Source organism: Trinickia sp., assembly GCF_051961175.1.
Taxonomy (GTDB): domain Bacteria; phylum Pseudomonadota; class Gammaproteobacteria; order Burkholderiales; family Burkholderiaceae; genus Trinickia.
Genome location: NZ_JBQCDN010000011.1, coordinates 1 through 15,794 on the forward strand (window position 1 = coordinate 1; position 15,794 = coordinate 15,794).

Annotated in this window: 17 protein-coding genes and 1 riboswitch; of the genes, 8 read left to right on the plus strand and 9 right to left on the minus strand. The window is 65.2% G+C overall.

The window, feature by feature from the left end; all coding sequences use genetic code 11:
* Positions 1–150: 150 nt before the first annotated feature.
* Positions 151–465, minus strand: coding sequence for a cell division protein ZapA (locus tag ACTHL0_RS00755; protein ID WP_440564642.1), 315 nt, complete (start codon positions 463–465; stop codon positions 151–153).
* Entirely contained in the window at positions 462–824 is a 363-nt protein-coding gene (locus tag ACTHL0_RS00760; RefSeq protein ID WP_440564644.1) for an ATPase, read from the minus strand. Before ACTHL0_RS00760 ends, ACTHL0_RS00755 begins: the two co-directional genes overlap by 4 nt.
* Before the next feature lie 186 nt (positions 825–1,010).
* Positions 1,011–1,251: riboswitch (cobalamin riboswitch) on the plus strand.
* Positions 1,252–1,355: 104 nt separating this feature from the next.
* On the opposite strand from ACTHL0_RS00760, the gene ACTHL0_RS00765 reads away from it, so the two are divergent.
* From ACTHL0_RS00765 to cobC, 6 genes are all read left to right on the plus strand, one after another.
* The gene (locus ACTHL0_RS00765; RefSeq protein WP_440564645.1) at positions 1,356–3,329 is read left to right on the plus strand and encodes a TonB-dependent receptor plug domain-containing protein; all 1,974 of its coding nucleotides are present in this window, start codon (positions 1,356–1,358) and stop codon (positions 3,327–3,329) included.
* A gap of 120 nt (positions 3,330–3,449) precedes the next feature.
* Positions 3,450–4,502, plus strand: a complete 1,053-nt coding sequence (locus ACTHL0_RS00770) for a FecCD family ABC transporter permease (RefSeq protein ID WP_440564646.1) — start codon at positions 3,450–3,452, stop codon at positions 4,500–4,502.
* Complete coding sequence (locus ACTHL0_RS00775) at positions 4,499–5,332, plus strand: ABC transporter ATP-binding protein (RefSeq protein ID WP_440564647.1); 834 nt, start codon at positions 4,499–4,501, stop codon at positions 5,330–5,332. Before ACTHL0_RS00770 ends, ACTHL0_RS00775 begins: the two co-directional genes overlap by 4 nt.
* Positions 5,333–5,705: 373 nt before the next feature.
* A complete protein-coding gene (gene cobT / locus ACTHL0_RS00780; RefSeq protein WP_440564648.1) occupies positions 5,706–6,761 on the plus strand; it encodes a nicotinate-nucleotide--dimethylbenzimidazole phosphoribosyltransferase in 1,056 nt (351 codons plus the stop codon).
* Positions 6,758–7,636: an adenosylcobinamide-GDP ribazoletransferase gene (locus ACTHL0_RS00785; protein WP_440564649.1), complete on the plus strand. Its 879-nt coding sequence runs from the start codon at positions 6,758–6,760 to the stop codon at positions 7,634–7,636. The genes cobT and ACTHL0_RS00785 overlap by 4 nt, the downstream gene beginning before the upstream one ends.
* Complete coding sequence (gene cobC, locus ACTHL0_RS00790; RefSeq protein ID WP_440564650.1) at positions 7,621–8,217, plus strand: alpha-ribazole phosphatase; 597 nt, start codon at positions 7,621–7,623, stop codon at positions 8,215–8,217. The genes ACTHL0_RS00785 and cobC overlap by 16 nt, the downstream gene beginning before the upstream one ends.
* A 39-nt stretch (positions 8,218–8,256) precedes the next feature.
* Here cobC and ACTHL0_RS00795 read toward each other — a convergent pair whose 3' ends face one another.
* From ACTHL0_RS00795 to ACTHL0_RS00805, 3 genes are all read right to left on the minus strand, one after another.
* On the minus strand, positions 8,257–9,225 hold the full coding sequence (locus tag ACTHL0_RS00795) for a cobalamin-binding protein (RefSeq protein ID WP_440564651.1): 969 nt from the start codon (positions 9,223–9,225) through the stop codon (positions 8,257–8,259).
* Positions 9,222–9,806 carry a bifunctional adenosylcobinamide kinase/adenosylcobinamide-phosphate guanylyltransferase gene (cobU, locus tag ACTHL0_RS00800; protein ID WP_440564652.1) on the minus strand — a complete coding sequence of 195 codons (585 nt, stop codon included), beginning with the start codon at positions 9,804–9,806 and terminating at the stop codon, positions 9,222–9,224. The genes ACTHL0_RS00795 and cobU overlap by 4 nt, the downstream gene beginning before the upstream one ends.
* Before the next feature lie 80 nt (positions 9,807–9,886).
* Positions 9,887–10,306 (minus strand): PaaI family thioesterase, encoded by a 420-nt coding sequence (locus ACTHL0_RS00805; RefSeq protein WP_440564653.1) that lies wholly within the window; start codon positions 10,304–10,306, stop codon positions 9,887–9,889.
* 113 nt (positions 10,307–10,419) lie between these two features.
* Here ACTHL0_RS00805 and ACTHL0_RS00810 point away from each other — a divergent pair, with 113 nt between their 5' ends.
* Complete coding sequence (locus ACTHL0_RS00810) at positions 10,420–11,043, plus strand: ParA family protein (protein WP_440564654.1); 624 nt, start codon at positions 10,420–10,422, stop codon at positions 11,041–11,043.
* Positions 11,044–11,071: 28 nt separating this feature from the next.
* Here ACTHL0_RS00810 and panD read toward each other — a convergent pair whose 3' ends face one another.
* From panD to ACTHL0_RS00830, 4 genes are all read right to left on the minus strand, one after another.
* Positions 11,072–11,458, minus strand: a complete 387-nt coding sequence (panD, locus tag ACTHL0_RS00815) for an aspartate 1-decarboxylase (protein ID WP_440564655.1) — start codon at positions 11,456–11,458, stop codon at positions 11,072–11,074.
* A gap of 56 nt (positions 11,459–11,514) precedes the next feature.
* Positions 11,515–12,348 (minus strand): pantoate--beta-alanine ligase, encoded by an 834-nt coding sequence (gene panC, locus ACTHL0_RS00820; RefSeq protein WP_440564656.1) that lies wholly within the window; start codon positions 12,346–12,348, stop codon positions 11,515–11,517.
* 114 nt (positions 12,349–12,462) lie between these two features.
* Positions 12,463–13,332, minus strand: a complete 870-nt coding sequence (locus ACTHL0_RS00825; RefSeq protein WP_440564657.1) for a segregation and condensation protein A — start codon at positions 13,330–13,332, stop codon at positions 12,463–12,465.
* A 2-nt stretch (positions 13,333–13,334) separates the two neighbouring features.
* Complete coding sequence (locus ACTHL0_RS00830) at positions 13,335–13,523, minus strand: DUF3460 family protein (protein WP_440564658.1); 189 nt, start codon at positions 13,521–13,523, stop codon at positions 13,335–13,337.
* A 523-nt stretch (positions 13,524–14,046) separates the two neighbouring features.
* On the opposite strand from ACTHL0_RS00830, the gene ACTHL0_RS00835 reads away from it, so the two are divergent.
* Complete coding sequence (locus ACTHL0_RS00835; protein ID WP_440564668.1) at positions 14,047–15,771, plus strand: autotransporter assembly complex protein TamA; 1,725 nt, start codon at positions 14,047–14,049, stop codon at positions 15,769–15,771.
* Positions 15,772–15,794: the final 23 nt, after the last annotated feature.

Consider the following 15,794-nt stretch of genomic DNA (forward strand, 5'->3'; position numbering starts at 1 on the left):
AGCCGCACTTCGGGTACATCAGACAGAGTGACGCGCACACCCGTGCTGCAAATTTCCGCAACCGTGCACATGGCATTGGTTCAAGGAATTTATGACCTTGGCGAACCAGGCAGGGAAGCCGTAAAACCTGTTAAGTGAAACTGCGGATCGTTACAGCGCTTCGTGTTGATCGAGCACCGCACCGAGCTTCTCGTTCATTTGACGCATTGTACGCCGGATTTCTTCCGCGGGAAACGCCTCGCCATGACGCACGCTTTGTTGCAGTTTCAGCAATTCCGAGGCGAGCGAGAGTGCAGCCATGACAGCGATACGATCGGTGCCGCGCACGTTGCTCGCCCCGCGGATTTTCGTCATTTCGGCGTCGACGCGCGCCACCGCTTCGAGCAGCGCCGCTTCGGTTTCCGGCGAGCAGGCGAGCCGGTAGCTTTGGCCGAGGATCGTGGCTTCGATTTGTTTTGTCGTCATGCATCTTCTCCGTGCTGCACGGCGCCTTCCACGCCGTTCGCCTCACTCGATCCTTGCTGCGCGCCGAGCAGGTCGAGCTGGCTGTCGGAATCGTAGGGGCCCTTGCCGCGCGGCAGTTTTTCGAGAATCGCGTTCAGGCGGACCTGGGCGTCGTCGATCTTGGCGACGAGCGCATCGCGTTCGGCCTGCAATGCATTACGCGCTTCACGCAACAGCGCCAGTTCGGCCTGGGCCGTTTCGTTTTCGTGACGCAATTGCGCGAGTTGTTCCTCGAGCGCATGGCGTGCCTGCTGCTGGCGTTCGTTGATCGCGATCAACCGGCCAATATTCTGTGAGAGCGATTCGAGTTCGTTGAGCATCTGCTGCGTCCTCTAAAGACCCCGCATTTTAGCGCTAAATGGCCGCAATTCCGATCGCTCTCTCGTATCCAGACGTAACCGTCTCAGCTTTTTCCGGAGCGATGCGCTTTCGCACGATGTTTGCAGGGATTTTTGCGCTTGAGTCCCATTCGTTTCCCTTTCTTGACGCCCCTTATGTGCCACTCCTACACTTGCGGCACTTTGGTGCTCGCGCGCTCGGCAGCCTTGCGCGCGGTTAAACGGGAAACAGGGAGCGAAGTCCGCCCGGACAAGCCAACCTGTGCTGCCCCCCGCCAACGGTAAGCGACCTGCGCGGCGTGCAAATGCGCACCCGTGCGACCGCTCCATCGCCACTGCGTGAACCCACGCGGGAAGGCGGATGCGGTTCGTCGTCAGCCCGGATACCGGCCAAAGGGGGAGTGCCAAGCCGCCTTCGCGATGCGTATCGCGTCAGACATGCCGGCTCGGCGCTCGATCACAACGCAGTCTGCGGGGAGCAGCTGCGTGCCGATCCCACAGGAAGACCACACGATGTTCACCTCCACTGTCCGCGTGGCGCTCATTGCGCTCGCCGGTCTGCCGCTCGCCGGTCTGCCGCTGGCCGCGTTCGCGCAGCGTGCCTCCAGCGATCAAGCTGCCATCCCTGTGACATCCGCCAGCACGGGTGTTCCCGTTAGCCCCTCCGCCAGCGCCGCGGGCGTTCCCAGCGGCGCGGCCGCGATGTCCCCACCCGTCAGCGCCGGCGCGCTTGTGCCGATCGTCGTGACCGCTCAACGCGGGCCGCAACCGCTTGCCGAGGCCATCCCGCAAACGACGCGCTTCTCGCGCCAGGACATCGACGATTCCACGGCGGCGGATCTGCCCGGGTTGCTCGCGCTGGCGCCCGGCGCGCAGATCATCCGCAATGGCCCGCCCGGATCGAACGCAACGTTGTCGCTCCGCGGGGGCTCGGCCACGCAATCGCTCGTGCTCATCGACGGCATTCGGGTCGATTCGGTCAGTCTCGCTCAGGTCGAGCTCGGACAGATCCCACTATCGGAGGTCGATCATGTCGAGATCGTCAACGGGAATGTGTCGGCGCTATACGGCTCGGGTGCGATGGGCGGCGTCGTTCAAGTATTTACCAAGGATGGGGGCAATCATCCGCCGCGTTTCAATTTTTCGGCAGGCTACGGCAGCTACCACACGCAGACGCAGCAAGCCGGCGTCAATGGCGCGCTCGATCAAGACGGCAAGACGACCTTCAGCTTGAGCGTCGCGCGTTCGAAGGACGATGGATTTCCTGCGATCGATCGTGCGCAGGCCCCGAATGTCAACCCGGCGGCGGACGGTTATTTGAACGAGAGCGTCTCCGCTTCGCTGCGCCATCGGTTCGACCACGGCTGGGAGGCGGGCGTGCGGTACTTCGAGTCCGATGGCAAGGTGGCATTCGATAACGCCTACGGGTTGCCGACCGACGTCAACGTTCTTTACAGCAAGGTGCGCGCGGCCTCGGTTTTCGCGAACGGCAAGCTGACGGATTGGTGGACCACGCACGTCACGGCGGGCCTGGGCGAGGATCGGGCAGTCGATCAAACGAACGGTGTCTACAACAATCGCTTCGATACCGACAATCGTCAATTCACCTGGCAGAACGATTTCAAGCTGGCGGCACAGCAAAAGCTGCAGCTCGGCTACGAGCGGCTCGAGCAGCGCTTGGAGTCGGACATGATCGCGGCGCCCGACCGCACCGTGAATTCGGTCTTCGCCGGTTACACGGCGCGCTTTGGCGCGAATCAGATTCAGGCGAACGTGCGGCGCGATCAGTATTCGGACTTCGGCGGGGCGAACACCTACTATCTCGGCTACGGGTTCGACTTCACCGAGCACTGGAAGGCGACGGCAAGCTATTCGGCCGCGTTTCGCGCGCCCAGCTTCGACGATTTATATTTCCCCGGCAGCGGTAACGTATCGATTCGGCCCGAACGCAGTCATTCGATCGAAGCGGCGCTGCAGTACGCATCGGATACGCTCGGCTTGTTTCGGTTGACTGCATTCCAGACGCGCTACGCGGATTTGATCAAATACGTGCCGACGCAAGGCGGATTGTTCTACATTGCCGAGAATGCCGATCGAGCGAAGGTTCAGGGGCTCGAAGGCGCCTGGAGCGGCCGAGCCGGCAAGACGGACATTCGCGCGGCGCTGACGCTGCAAAATCCCGTCGACGAAGCCAGCCATACCGATCTCAATCAACGGGCGCGGCATTTCGCGTCGTTGTCGGCGCGCCGGTCGTTGGGCGCTTGGCGGATCGGCGGCGACTGGATCGTCAGCGGGCCGCACAACGACAGCGGGGTGTCGCTGGGTGGGTTCGGTCTCGTGAATCTCTCGGCGCGCTATGACATCACGAAGGCGTGGTACGTCAGCGCCCACATCGATAACCTGTTCGACAAGCCCTATGCACTCGCCTATACCTACAACACACCGCGCCGCAGCGCATTCATTACGATCGGATGGCAGGAGCAGTGAGCGGCCGGCGCATGGCGTCCGGGTTGATGCCGGTGGCGCGCTCCTTGTCGATACTGTCTTCTCCGACACTGTGTTCTCCGACACTGTGTCGTGCGACTCGTTGAACGCCCGGCGATGAACATGCCCGCTTCCCCTGCGCGTGCGCCGATGAACGCCCGGCGTGCCGCCTTCATCTGGATTGCGCTGGCACTGGCTGCACTCATTGTCTTCACGAGTGCGCTGATGCTCGGCAGCGTCACGATCTCGCCTGCGCGAGCGCTGCTGGCGCTGTGGCATCTGCCTGATCATGCGGCGACAGCCGCAGCCGGACGGACGAACGATGTCGCCGGGGAGATCGTTCGAACGCTGCGTTTGCCGCGCACCGTTGCGGGTTTTTCATGCGGTGCGTTGCTCGCACTCGCGGGCGCGCTGCTTCAAGTGCTGTTGCGCAATCCGCTGGCCGAGCCGTACGTGCTCGGTGTCTCGGGCGGCGCGGCCGCGTTCGCGGTGGGTGCGCTCTTCGCCGGATGGGCCTGGTGGCTCGTTGATCTCGCTTCCTTTGGCGGTGCTGTGCTCTCGATCGGGCTCGTACTCGGTCTCGCGCGGCGCGAACTGTGGCGCGGCGAACCGCAGGAGGCGTCGCCGCGCTTGCTGCTGACAGGCGTGGTCGTTGCAACGGGGTGGGGCGCCGTCGTCACACTGCTCATTGCGCTGGCCCCTGACGATCGCCTGCGCGGCATCGTGTTTTGGCTGACAGGCGATTTGAATGGCGCGGCCAATCCGTGGCCGGCGCTGCTTGCGCTGGTCGTTGCGCTCGGTGTGTGCGTGCCCGTCGCGCCGCAGTTGAACGTGCTGTTGCGCGGCGATGCGCTTGCCGCGTCGCTCGGTGTCCCGGCGGCGCGCCTGCGCTTGCGCATTTACGTCGTGGCCTCGCTCGCGGCGGGCGCGAGCGTCACGACCGCCGGCCCGATCGGCTTCGTCGGATTGGTCGTGCCGCATGCCCTGCGGCTCGTGCTCGGCAACGATCAGCGCATGCTCGTACCGGCCAGTGCGCTCGCGGGCGGGGTGGCCGTCATGGGCGCCGATCTCATGGCACGCATAGCTATCGCACCGGCTCAACTGCCTGTCGGCGTTGTGACTGCGCTGGTGGGCGTGCCCGTCTTCTTGTGGATGCTGCTCGGGAGGCGCCGATGAAATCGTTGACGAAGCGCGGCATCGACATCGACGCTGCCGCCCGGTCGGCTTCGCTTTCCGCGCAGCATGTGACGCTGCGCGCAGGGACGCGCACGCTGCTCGACGATTTCACGCATACGTTTTATCCCGGCGAGATCTGGTGTATCGCGGGACCGAACGGCGCGGGCAAGACGACGTTGATCACGACGCTCGCGGGTTTGATGCGGCCGGCGCAAGGGCATGTCGAAGTAGACGGGCAGCGCATCGATGCATGGGCCGGCGCGGCGCTCGCACAACGGCGGGCGTTGATGCCCCAGACATCGCACGATGCCTTCGCTGCGAGCGTGCTCGACATCGTCATGCTCAATCGGTTTCCCCATCTGACCGGGTGGGGATGGGAGGGCCCGGTCGATCGGCTGGCTGCGTTGGAGGCGCTGGTGTTGCTGGGGCTCGAATCGCTGGCGGCGCGCGACGTGCTATCGCTCTCGGGCGGCGAGCGGCAACGCGTCGCATTGGCCGCGGCGCTGTGCCAAGAGGCCCCGCTGTTGTTGCTCGACGAACCACTCGCGTTTCTCGATTTGCATCATCAGGTCGAGTGCATGAACACCCTTGTGCGGTGGGTTCAGGCGGCGCCGCGTACGATCGTGTTTTCCTGCCATGACCTTAATCTCGCGCGTCGTTTTGCCACGCATGCGCTGTTGCTCGAGGGCAATGGCGTGGCCCATACGGGCTCGGCGCGCGAGGTATTGACGCCCGCGCTCGCGAGTCGTGCGTTCGGATATCCCTTGGTGTTGATCGAACAGGGCGGGTACGAGGCGCTGGTGCCGGCGCTGGCGGGGAGCACACGATGAGCGGCCCGTTGTGCCTCCAGTCAGCCACGCTCGACGGTAGTATTTTCCTCAGCGCAATCTGCGTAAAATGCGGTTCCGGTAGAAATTTCGTTTATGCCAATCTTGCTTGTGTTTCGCTCATCGCCGGGCGCAGTAGAACCGGTTCGGCTATGAGAGATGGCCGATTCGCGACGGCGCGCTGTCCGCACCGATAGGCGCCAATGCGACGCCTTCCCCTTTACACACTGTGTCCCCATCGACACCCAGATAGTGGCCCGTCGAATGACGGCAGGCTCCGCTTTGCGGTTTTACCGAATTGAAGTTTGGCGATCGATGTGGGTATGGTGGCATCTTCGCCGGACGAACATCGCCCGCCACGACATGTGAACTGAGTATGAATGCACCCCTTCCTTTGCCCATCGTCGAACCGCTCGATCGTTCCTTGCGCGATACGCTGACGCGCATGATCGATGCCAAGACGAAGCCGCCAGGCAGCCTCGGCATGCTCGAGGTCGTCGCGCGCCAGATCGGCATGATCCAACAGAGCACGCGTCCGGCCATCACGCGACCGGCCATGATCGTCTTCGCCGGCGATCACGGCGTCGTCCACGAGGGTGTGAGCCCGTACCCGCAAGCGGTCACCGCGCAGATGGTGGCGAATTTTCTGGCAGGCGGCGCAGCCATCAACGCGCTCAGCCGAGTGTCGGATATGACGCTCGAGGTCGTCAACGCGGGTGTGGCGACGCCGCTCGCGCCGCTACCCGGTCTCGTGGATGTCCCAATCGGCCCCGGCACACGCAATTTCGCCCAAGGGCCGGCGATGACGCGCGCCGAGGCGCTGGCGGCGATGCGTGCGGGCGCCGCGCGCGTGCGCCATCACGCTGCGCTCGGCACGAACGTCATTGGGTTCGGCGAGATGGGGATCGGCAATACCTCGTCGGCTGCCTGCTTGATGAGCCGGTTGTGCGGCGTGCCGATCGACGAGTGCGTCGGCCGCGGCACCGGCCTCGACAACGCGGGCCTCGCGCGCAAACGCAATGTGCTGGCCTCGGCGCTTGCCTTGCATGAGGCCGTCACGGAACCGATCGACGTCCTCGCGACGTTCGGCGGCTTCGAGATCGCGATGATCGCGGGTGCTTATCTGGCCGCGGCGGAAGCGAAGATGACGATTCTCGTCGATGGGTTCATCACCACATCGGCGCTTGTCGTGGCCGATGCTATCGCACCGGCTGTCCGCGATTACTGCGTGTTCGCGCATCTGTCGAACGAGGCGGGTCATCGGCGCATGCTCGACTACTTCGGCGCGAAGCCGCTGCTCGGGCTCGATATGCGCCTCGGCGAAGGGACGGGCGCGGCACTGGCGTTGCCCATCTTGCGCGCGTCCGTCGCCATGCTCAATGACATGGCGAGCTTCGAATCGGCCGGCGTCGCCGGGCGCGAGGCGCGATGACGGACGAGCGGGCGCCGCGGCAGGCGCCGGCGGGGTTGGCGTCGGATGACGACGCGTCGTTTCGTCCAGAGGGTGCCGCCCGCCCGCATGCCGATGCATCATCGCCCGTTCACCGCTCGGCGTGGCGCGAGCAGGCGCGGTATGTCGTAGCGTCGATCGGCTACTTCACGCGCGTGCCGATTCCGCACTCGATCGGCCTGAATGCCGGCGATCTGGCGGGCGCCGCGCGTTACTTTCCGCTCATCGGCGCCCTTGTGGGTGCGGCTGGCGCATCGGTTTATTGTGTTGCGCTGCGCGTCTTTCCGCCCTCGGTTGCCGTGCTGCTTTCGATGGCGGCAACGCTGCTGTTGACCGGGGCGTTGCACGAAGACGGCCTGGCCGATTGCTGCGATGGATTCGGCGGCGGCGCCTCGCGCGAGGACGCGCTGCGCATCATGCGCGATCCGCGGCTCGGCGCCTTCGGTGCCATCGGGCTGGTCATGGCGCTGGCGCTCAAGTGGCAGACGCTTGCCACGCTGCCGGCCGTGACGGCTGCGTGGACGATGGTGAGCGCGCATGCCGCGAGCCGCGCACTCGCGGTCAGCTTTCTGGCGACGCACGATTACGCGCGTGAGCAGGGCAAGGCTAAGCCAGTCGCGCAGCGGATGGCGGCGAGCGTGCTCGTCATCGCGCTTGCGCTCGGCCTGCCATGGCTGATCCTGCCGGGCTGGCGCCCGGGTGTGTTTGGACTTGCGGTGTGCCTCGCATTGCGGTTCGCGCTTGGCCGCTATTTCACGCGCCGGCTCGGCGGCTACACGGGCGACTGCCTCGGCTTCGCACAGCAGCTCTTCGAAGTCGCGATCTATTTGGCCGTACTTGCTTGGACCTCATACTGATCCGTCATCCCGCACCGGCCATCGGCTCGGGTGTGTGCTACGGCAGGACCGACGTGCCGCTGGCCGGCGATGCCGCCGAGTCCGCACGCTCGATCGTGGCACGCCTTGCGGCGCTCGCCGTGCCGTTGCCGGAGATATTCGCAACGAGCCCGCTGCAGCGATGCGCCGACGTGGCGCATCGGCTCGCGCGGCATTTCGATCGCCCATGCGCCGTCGAGCCACGCCTGCAGGAAATCGACTTCGGCCAATGGGAAGGGCAGCCTTGGGACGCGATCGACCGCGCGGCACTCGATGCGTGGGCCGCCGATTTGCACCATGCGCGGACCCACGGCGGCGAGAGCGTGGCGCAGTTCGAGGCGCGCGTCGATGCTTGGCTGACGCCATGGCGCGCACCGGCGATCGCCTCGGCATCGAGCCTGCTCGCGGTCACGCATGCGGGCGTCATTCGGGTGATCGCAGCGCGCTTACTCGACGAAGCGCTGGAGACGACTTTGACCTGGCCATTGGACATGGCCGCGCTCGTCTGGCTGCGACGTAGCGAGGCAGGAACCGGTTGGCATCTGCTGCATTGGAATGTGTAAAACGTCCTACCGCCGCAGCTCGGCTTGGCTTATTGCCTTTCAGTGGCCGTCCGTCGCACCTGCGCTTGGCCTGCGTTCGCGCGCGAGGTCCAGATCGCGGCACAGTGCTTCGGCGCCTTGCGCGAGACGCGGCGCAGGCCGGGAGATGAGATCGCCATCGATCGCAAAGAGATTGCCGCGGGCGACGGCCGTCATTCGTGGCCAGGCATGCCATGCCGCCAGGCTGGGTAGCGGGGCGTCGCCGTGTGTGGCCCCTTGGCTCGCGGTGATGATCGCCTCTGGATCCGCGGCAACGACAGCCTCCGTCGATACCGTAGGCACGAGGGGCGCGAGATTCGCAAAAACGTTGCGCCCGCCGCACAGGGCGATGACGTCGCTGATGATTTGCTTGCCGTTCAGTGTCATCAGCGGATCGGCCCACACCTCATAGAAGACGCTGACGGGCGAGCGCCCGGCATAGCGGGCGCGCAGCGCGGCGATCTTCGCGCGATAGTCGGCGGCGGCGGCCTGCGCCTGCGAGTCGGTGCCCATTAGCGTGCCGAGGGCGATCAGATCGGTCGCGACGCTGTCGAGCGTGCGCGGTTCGCTGTGATAGAGCGGAATCCCCAGCGCGCGCAGGCGATCGAGTTGGCGTTCGCCATTGCCGTGACGCCAGACGATCACGAGGTCCGGTCGGAGCGCGACGATGCGCTCGAGGTCGAGCGCGGTATTCGATCCGACGCGCGGCAGCGCTTTCGCGGCGCTCGGGTAATCGCTGTACGACACGGCGCCGACGATCTTGGCGCCGCCGCCGGCAGCATAGGCGAGCTCGACGGCGTGCGGTGCGAGCGCGACGACGCGCTGCGCCGGTTCGGCCAGCGTGACCCGTTGGCCGGCGTCGTCGGTGACCGAGATCGCCGCGTGCGCGCATGGCGGGCTTGCCAGCGCGGCCACACCGGCCCATGCAGCCAGTGCGGCCAGGACTGTCCGGCGTCGTCGCCCTGCCTGTTTGCGTTCGATCGAAGTCATGCGGCGCGCCCGCCGGTTGGATCGCCCGTTCGCCCGCTTTTGATCGCCATCGGCAGGCCGGCCACCATCAACGTCACTTCGCGCGCGAGCGCGGCCACGCGCTGATTGAGGCGGCCGAGTTCGTCGACGTAGCGACGCGTTATCGCGCCCATCGGCACGACGCCCAGCCCGATTTCGTTGCTGACGACGATGATCGGACCTTTCGCCTGCGCGAGCGCCGCTTCCAGCGCGTCCATGCGCGCCGCGCCGTCGTCGTTCGGTTTGCCATCAGCGGGGCATAGGACATTGGCGAGCCACAGCGTCAGGCAGTCGACGAGCACGCAGGCGCGGCCGTCCGCCGTCCCGGCAATGACGCCCGCAAGGTCGAGATCGGCCTCGACAAGGCCCCACTGTGCGGGCCGACGTGCCCGATGGTGGGCGATGCGCGCGGCGAATTCCGCGTCGCCGGCATCCCGTGCGGTCGCGATGTACGTCACGGGCAGGGCGAGCTGCGAAGCGCGCGCTTGGGCGAGTTGCTCGGCATGGCGGCTCTTGCCCGAACGGGCGCCGCCGAGGACGAAAGTGAGATCGGGTGCGGTCATCGCGCGATTGTAGCGAGTCCGGGCTTCGGCGCGGCGCACGGGGCCGCGCATGGCAACCGGCCGCCGGCCACGCAAAGGGGTTAGTTCAGGATCATCTGTGTGCAACGAAACAGCGCGATCGTATGGCCGTCCGGATCGAAGACGGAGGCGTCCCACACTTGCGTGCTGCGCCCCAGATGGACCGCGCTCGCGACGGCGCGTACCGTTCCCGCGCGGCACGTGCCGAGGAAGTTGCTCTTGAGCTCGATCGTCGTGAAGCCGCGGGCGCCGTCGGGCAGATGCGCCAGGCACGCATAGCCGCAACAGGTATCGGCCAGGCCGATCACGGTGGCGGCGTGCAAGAAGCCGTTGGGCGCGAGCAGCTGCGGGCGTACCGCCAGCTTACCGGTCAGCGTGCCTTGCCCGAGCGCGACGACGCGCACGCCGAGTAGTTCGGGCAGCGTCCCCGCCTGACGCTCATGCAAGGTTTCGATCGTGCAATCGTGGCGTAAAGTCGACATCGGGTAAGCCTCCTTGTGGCCGAATTTGCCGATATTATCGGGAGTCGCCATGCTTTTTGGTAGCGTATCGGGCTAACCGGCTGAATCGATCGGCCTTCTACTCGGGAGTGTTCATGACGGTGATCGTGGTTGCGAACCCCAAAGGCGGCGTGGGCAAGAGCACGTTGTCGACGAACTTGGCGGGCGCCTTTGCGGCGAACGGCGAATGGGTGGCGCTGGCCGACCTCGATCGGCAGCAATCGTCGCACGGATGGCTGGCCTTGAGGCCGGAAGGGTTGCCGCCTATCGAGGCCTGGCACGTCGATCCCGAAGCGCCGGCCAAGCCGCCCAAGGGCCTGGAGCGCGCCGTGGTCGATACCCCGGCGGGCCTGCACGGCGTGCGGCTGGCCGCCGCGCTCGAGCTGGCCGATAAAGTGGTGGTGCCGCTGCAGCCGTCGATGTTCGACATCCTTGCCACGCAGCACTTCCTCGAGCGGCTGGCCAAGGAAAAAGCCGTGCGCAAGGGGGCGATCGAAATCGGCGTGGTGGGCATGCGCGTCGACGCGCGCACGCGTTCGGCCGATCAACTGCATCGCTTCGTGGAAAGCCTCGAGCTGCCCGTGCTGGGTTTCCTGCGCGATACGCAGAACTACGTGCAACTCGCCGCGCACGGGCTGACGCTGTGGGACGTGCCGCAAAGCCGTGTCGAAAAAGACCTCGAACAGTGGGAGCCCATTACCGCCTGGATCGCGAAGTAACGGGCCCTTGCGGTTGCGGCCCGCCTGCTCAGCTCCAGCTCTGAACGGGTACGTGGCCGCGGCTGCCCTTGATCTTGTTCTGTTCGTCGACGAACACGAGCTTCGGCTCCCAGCCCGCCTTCAATTCGGCGTCCTCCACCATCGCGAAGGCCGCGATGATGACGAGATCGCCGAGTTGCGCCCGGCGTGCGGCCGAACCGTTCAGCGAGATCATGCCGCTGCCGCGCTCGCCGCGGATCGCGTAGGTCGAAAAGCGTTCGCCGTTGTTGACGTTCCAGATATCGATGCGCTCGTTTTCGACGATGCCCGATGCATCGAGCAAGTCTTCGTCGATCGCGCACGAGCCTTCGTAATGAAGCTCGCAGTGGGTCACGACGGCGCGGTGAATCTTCGATTTCAACATGTGTCGCTGCATGATCATTCCTTCACTTCAGCATTCAGAAGACAAATAGCGCGTCGCGCTGAGCGGCGTCAGATTTCGAGGTTGTCGATCAGCCGCGTGGCGCCGAGCTTGGCGGCCGCGAGCACGACGAGCGGCGCATCGAGTTCATCGGCGGCCGGCGCGATCAGCGTCGAGCGCTTGCGCACGGCCACGTAATCGGGTTCCCAGCCGCGCCCGGCGAGTGCTTCCACCGCTTCTCTCTCGATGGCCGCGAAATCGCGCCGGCCCGCGAGCACCGTCTCGCGCACGCGAGCGAGCGTCGCGGCGAGCATCGGCGCCTCGGCGCGCTCGGCTTCGGTGAGATAGCGATTGCGCGAACTCAGCGCGAGCCCGTCGGCGTCCCGCACGGTTTCGGCGGCCACGATGTCAGTGGGCAGGGCGAACTGCTGACACATTTGCCGCACGATCATGAGCTGCTGGTAGTCCTTCTTGCCGAACACGGCGACGCGCGGCTGCACACACGACATCAGCTTCATGACGACGGTGCACACGCCCGTGAAGAAGCCGGGGCGGAACTCGCCTTCCAGGATATCGCCGAGATCGTGCGGCGGGTGAACGCGGTATTCCTGCGGCTGCGGGTACATGTCGCGCTCGGAGGGCGCGAACAGCACGTAGACGTTCTCTTTTTGCAGCTTTTCGATGTCGGCTTCGAGCGTGCGCGGGTACTTGTCGAAGTCTTCGTTCGGCCCAAACTGCAGACGATTGACGAAGATGCTGGCGACCACCGGATCGCCGTGCTGGCGTGCAAGACGCATCAGCGACAAATGGCCTTCGTGCAGGTTGCCCATCGTCGGGACGAACGCCGTACGGTTCTGGCCGCGCAACTGGTCGCGCAATTCCTGGATCGAGCTGATGACTTTCATGATGGCAAGACTGGCGCGGGCGACGCCCGGCGGGTTGAAGGCGCGCCGATTGTAGTGGATTTGACGGCGCCCGACATGGGAAGGCTTCGTCGAATCGTGCCCGCTGCCCGCCCGCTAGGCGGGCAAGTAAGCGAGCCGTACGTAAATCGGGGCGAACGGTTCAGGTTGCGTGATTTCGACCAGCGATTCCCGCGCCAGCTCGAGCATGGCGATGAAATTGACGATGACGACGGGCACGCCGCGCGTCACGTCGAAGAGCTCGGAGAACTCGACGAAGCGCACGTTCTGCAAACGCCGCAAGATCATGCTCATGTGCTCGCGCACCGAGAGTTCCTCACGCGAGATCTTGTGGTGCTGCACGAGTTTGGCACGACCCAGCACGTCGGCCCAGGCCGCTCGCAGATCGTCCATCGCCACGTCGGGAAACCGCGGCGCGATGCTTTGCTCGATATAGACATCGGCGCGCAGAAAGTCGCGCCCGAGCTGTGGCAGCTGATCGAGCCGCTGTGCCGCGAGCTTCATGCGCTCGTATTCGAGCAGGCGCCGCACGAGTTCGGCGCGCGGATCCTCGGCTTCCTCGCCCGTATCGGCCTTCTTCACCGGCAGCAGCATGCGCGACTTGATCTCGATCAGCATCGCGGCCATCAACAGATACTCGGATGCGAGTTCGAGGTTCGTCTTGCGCAGCTGCTCGACGTAGCCGAGGTATTGCGCCGTCACATCCGCCATCGGGATGTCGAGCACGTTGAAGTTCTGCTTGCGGATCAGATACAGCAACAGATCGAGCGGACCTTCGAACGTTTCGAGGAACACCTCGAGGGCGTCGGGCGGGATATACAGATCCTGCGGCAGCTTGAACAGCGGCTCGCCGTACAGGCGCGCGAAAGCGATGCCGTCGACGGTGTCGGGCGTCGTATCGGTGGCGGGCGCGGTCAGCGCCGCATCGGACGCCCGGCCGCGCTGCCCTTCGTCGGCGGCAGCCACGTTCAGAAGTTCTGGTAGTAGACGTAAGGCGTTTGTTCCACACGCGCCTGCTTCTGGGCCGAACGTTCTTCGAGATCGATCGGCTGCTTGTCCCACAAGAGCGCACGGCCGCGGCGCTGTTCTTCTTCCAGCGTCGGCTTTTGCTGTTTGAGCTGATTGATGAACTGCGTGATATCCGATTGATACAACATAATTCGGTGATCCTGAAAATAGGGACATAGCGGCGAGGGTGCCGTCCGTCGAGCAAGGTGCGATTTTAGCGCATGCCGCGCGTGCGGAACACACGACACTGGCGCGCGTCGAAAGCGGACACCCGGAACGTGCTCGCCAGCGCCGATGGTGGTGCATCGCGGCGCATCTTCGGGTTCAGGGGCCTGCTGATTGGCGGTAGTGGTCGTCGCCCCTGGGCTGTCGAGCCTTGCTTCCGTCGAACAGCCTTTTACTCCAGCAAGCCCCGACACTGAAGTGCACCCCAGCGGCGAAACGCGCGGTGGACCCGAAGCGAGCGCCTCGCCGATGGGCCGAGGGGGTGGCTGTTCGTCCAGTGGCTCGATGGGCGGCCGTTATGGTCAAATGATCGCTTTCGTCGGCGCTGCCCGCGCCCGGCCGTCTATCTCAGTGAGGAGGTCCTGTTTGCCGGGAGCCGTGATCGTTTCGTCTTGCAGCGTGCGCGATGGCCGCGGCCGCGCGATACTGGCGTCGCGGCCGGCTTGGCTGTCGCTCGTGCTCGGTACGCTGCTGGCTTTGGCCTCGATGCCCGCGGCCGCGAAGTACGACGTGACGATCGACGCGCCGCGCGACATGCGCAAACTGCTCGAGAAGCATCTCGATCTGGCGCGCTTCGCCTCGCGCAACGACGTGACCGACGATCAATTCGACTTTCTCGTCACCGCCACGCCGCAGCAGGTCCGCGATCTGGCCGCCACGGACGGCTACTTTTCCCCCGTCGTGCGCACCGACGTGCGCGCGGGCCGCGAAGGAAAGAAAGCCATCACGGTGCACGTCGATCCGGGTCCGCGGACAATCGTCACGTCGGTCGAGTTGACGTTCGATGGTCCCGTGAGCCGCGAGGAGCCGAAGCGCGAGAATGCGGCGCGGTTCGCGTTTTCGCTCCATACGGGCGATCCGTTCACCCAGCCGGGGTGGAGCGATGCGAAGGAGGCCGCGCTCAAGGCTTTGCAGGCGCACCGCTACATCGGCGCCAAGATCGTGCGTTCGCAAGCGCGCATCGATCCGCACACGCGGCAGGCGTCCTTGAGCGTCGCGTTCGACAGCGGGCCGACCTTCACGCTCGGCCCGCTCGACGTGTCGGGCGTGCGGCGCTATCCGGGCCGCATCGTCACGAACGTCAATCCGCTGTCGGTGGGCGAGGTCTACGATTCCGAACGCATTGCCGAGCTCCAGCGGCAACTGCAGAACACGCCCTACTACGCGAGCGTGGCGATCGACGTCGGCAACGACGTCACGAAGCCGAACGATACGCCGGTGCACGTGAAAGTGAGCGAGTATCCGTACAACAACGTGCGCGGGGGTGTCGGCTATGCAACCGATACCGGCGCGCACGTGCAAGGCTCCTATACGTATCTCGACACGTTCGGCGCCGCGTGGCCGTTCTCGGTCCAGGGGCGTCTCGATCAGATTCAACAGTACGGCCAGATCCAACTGTCGATGCCGCCGGGCCAGCGCGGCTGGGTTAACAGCGCGCTCGCTTCGTACACCACCACGAAAGTGTCGGACACGAACATCTTCAGTTTGCGGGCGGGCCTGCAGCGCACGCGTACCGCGCAGTTCATCGATTACACGTATTCGATTCAGTACTACGCCGATCGTCTCGATCAGAACGCGACGGGCCCGACGACAAGCCACGCGCTGGTGCCGCAATGGTCTTGGACGCGCCGCAACGTCGATGATCCGCTGTTCCCGCGCAAGGGCAATCTGTTGCATGTCGAAGCCGGCTTCGCCGTCAAGGGCATCGCGACGGACCAGACGTTCACGCGCGCCTATGCGCGGGGCGAGCAGTACGTGCCGCTCTTCAAGCGCGATCTCTTGCTGGTGCGCGCGGAGCTCGGCGGGGTGTTCACGGGCGGCAGTTCGAGCGGCATCCCGGCTTCGCTGTTGTTCCGGGCGGGCGGCTCCAATTCGGTGCGCGGTTACGGTTTCCAAAGCATCGGGAACAATGTCGACGGATCGGTATTGCCGACGAAGTACCTGGCCACCGCCACGGCCGAATATCAACACTGGTTCACGCACGATTGGGGGGCGGCGGTTTTCTACGATGTCGGTATGGCGACGGACACCTGGAGGGAACGCGTCATCTATCCGGGCGTGGGTGTCGGCGCCCGCTGGCGCAGTCCCGTCGGGCCGATCAACGTCGATCTGGCGTATGGCACCCGCAACCGCAGTGTGCGGCCCTACCTCACGCTGGGCATTGCGTTCTGACGCTTTGACGCTCTGAAACCGAA

Excerpts from the sequence above, each read along its gene's own strand:
- ACTHL0_RS00755 (WP_440564642.1), bottom strand. The coding sequence starts at position 465 with ATGACGACAAAACAAATCGAAGCCACGATCCTCGGCCAAAGCTACCGG.
- ACTHL0_RS00760 (WP_440564644.1), bottom strand. The coding sequence starts at position 824 with ATGCTCAACGAACTCGAATCGCTCTCACAGAATATTGGCCGGTTGATC.
- ACTHL0_RS00765 (WP_440564645.1), top strand. The coding sequence starts at position 1,356 with ATGTTCACCTCCACTGTCCGCGTGGCGCTCATTGCGCTCGCCGGTCTG.
- ACTHL0_RS00770 (WP_440564646.1), top strand. The coding sequence starts at position 3,450 with ATGCCCGCTTCCCCTGCGCGTGCGCCGATGAACGCCCGGCGTGCCGCC.
- ACTHL0_RS00775 (WP_440564647.1), top strand. The coding sequence starts at position 4,499 with ATGAAATCGTTGACGAAGCGCGGCATCGACATCGACGCTGCCGCCCGG.
- cobT (WP_440564648.1), top strand. The coding sequence starts at position 5,706 with ATGAATGCACCCCTTCCTTTGCCCATCGTCGAACCGCTCGATCGTTCC.
- ACTHL0_RS00785 (WP_440564649.1), top strand. The coding sequence starts at position 6,758 with ATGACGGACGAGCGGGCGCCGCGGCAGGCGCCGGCGGGGTTGGCGTCG.
- ACTHL0_RS00795 (WP_440564651.1), bottom strand. The coding sequence starts at position 9,225 with ATGACTTCGATCGAACGCAAACAGGCAGGGCGACGACGCCGGACAGTC.
- cobU (WP_440564652.1), bottom strand. The coding sequence starts at position 9,806 with ATGACCGCACCCGATCTCACTTTCGTCCTCGGCGGCGCCCGTTCGGGC.
- ACTHL0_RS00805 (WP_440564653.1), bottom strand. The coding sequence starts at position 10,306 with ATGTCGACTTTACGCCACGATTGCACGATCGAAACCTTGCATGAGCGT.
- ACTHL0_RS00810 (WP_440564654.1), top strand. The coding sequence starts at position 10,420 with ATGACGGTGATCGTGGTTGCGAACCCCAAAGGCGGCGTGGGCAAGAGC.
- panD (WP_440564655.1), bottom strand. The coding sequence starts at position 11,458 with ATGCAGCGACACATGTTGAAATCGAAGATTCACCGCGCCGTCGTGACC.
- panC (WP_440564656.1), bottom strand. The coding sequence starts at position 12,348 with ATGAAAGTCATCAGCTCGATCCAGGAATTGCGCGACCAGTTGCGCGGC.
- ACTHL0_RS00830 (WP_440564658.1), bottom strand. The coding sequence starts at position 13,523 with ATGTTGTATCAATCGGATATCACGCAGTTCATCAATCAGCTCAAACAG.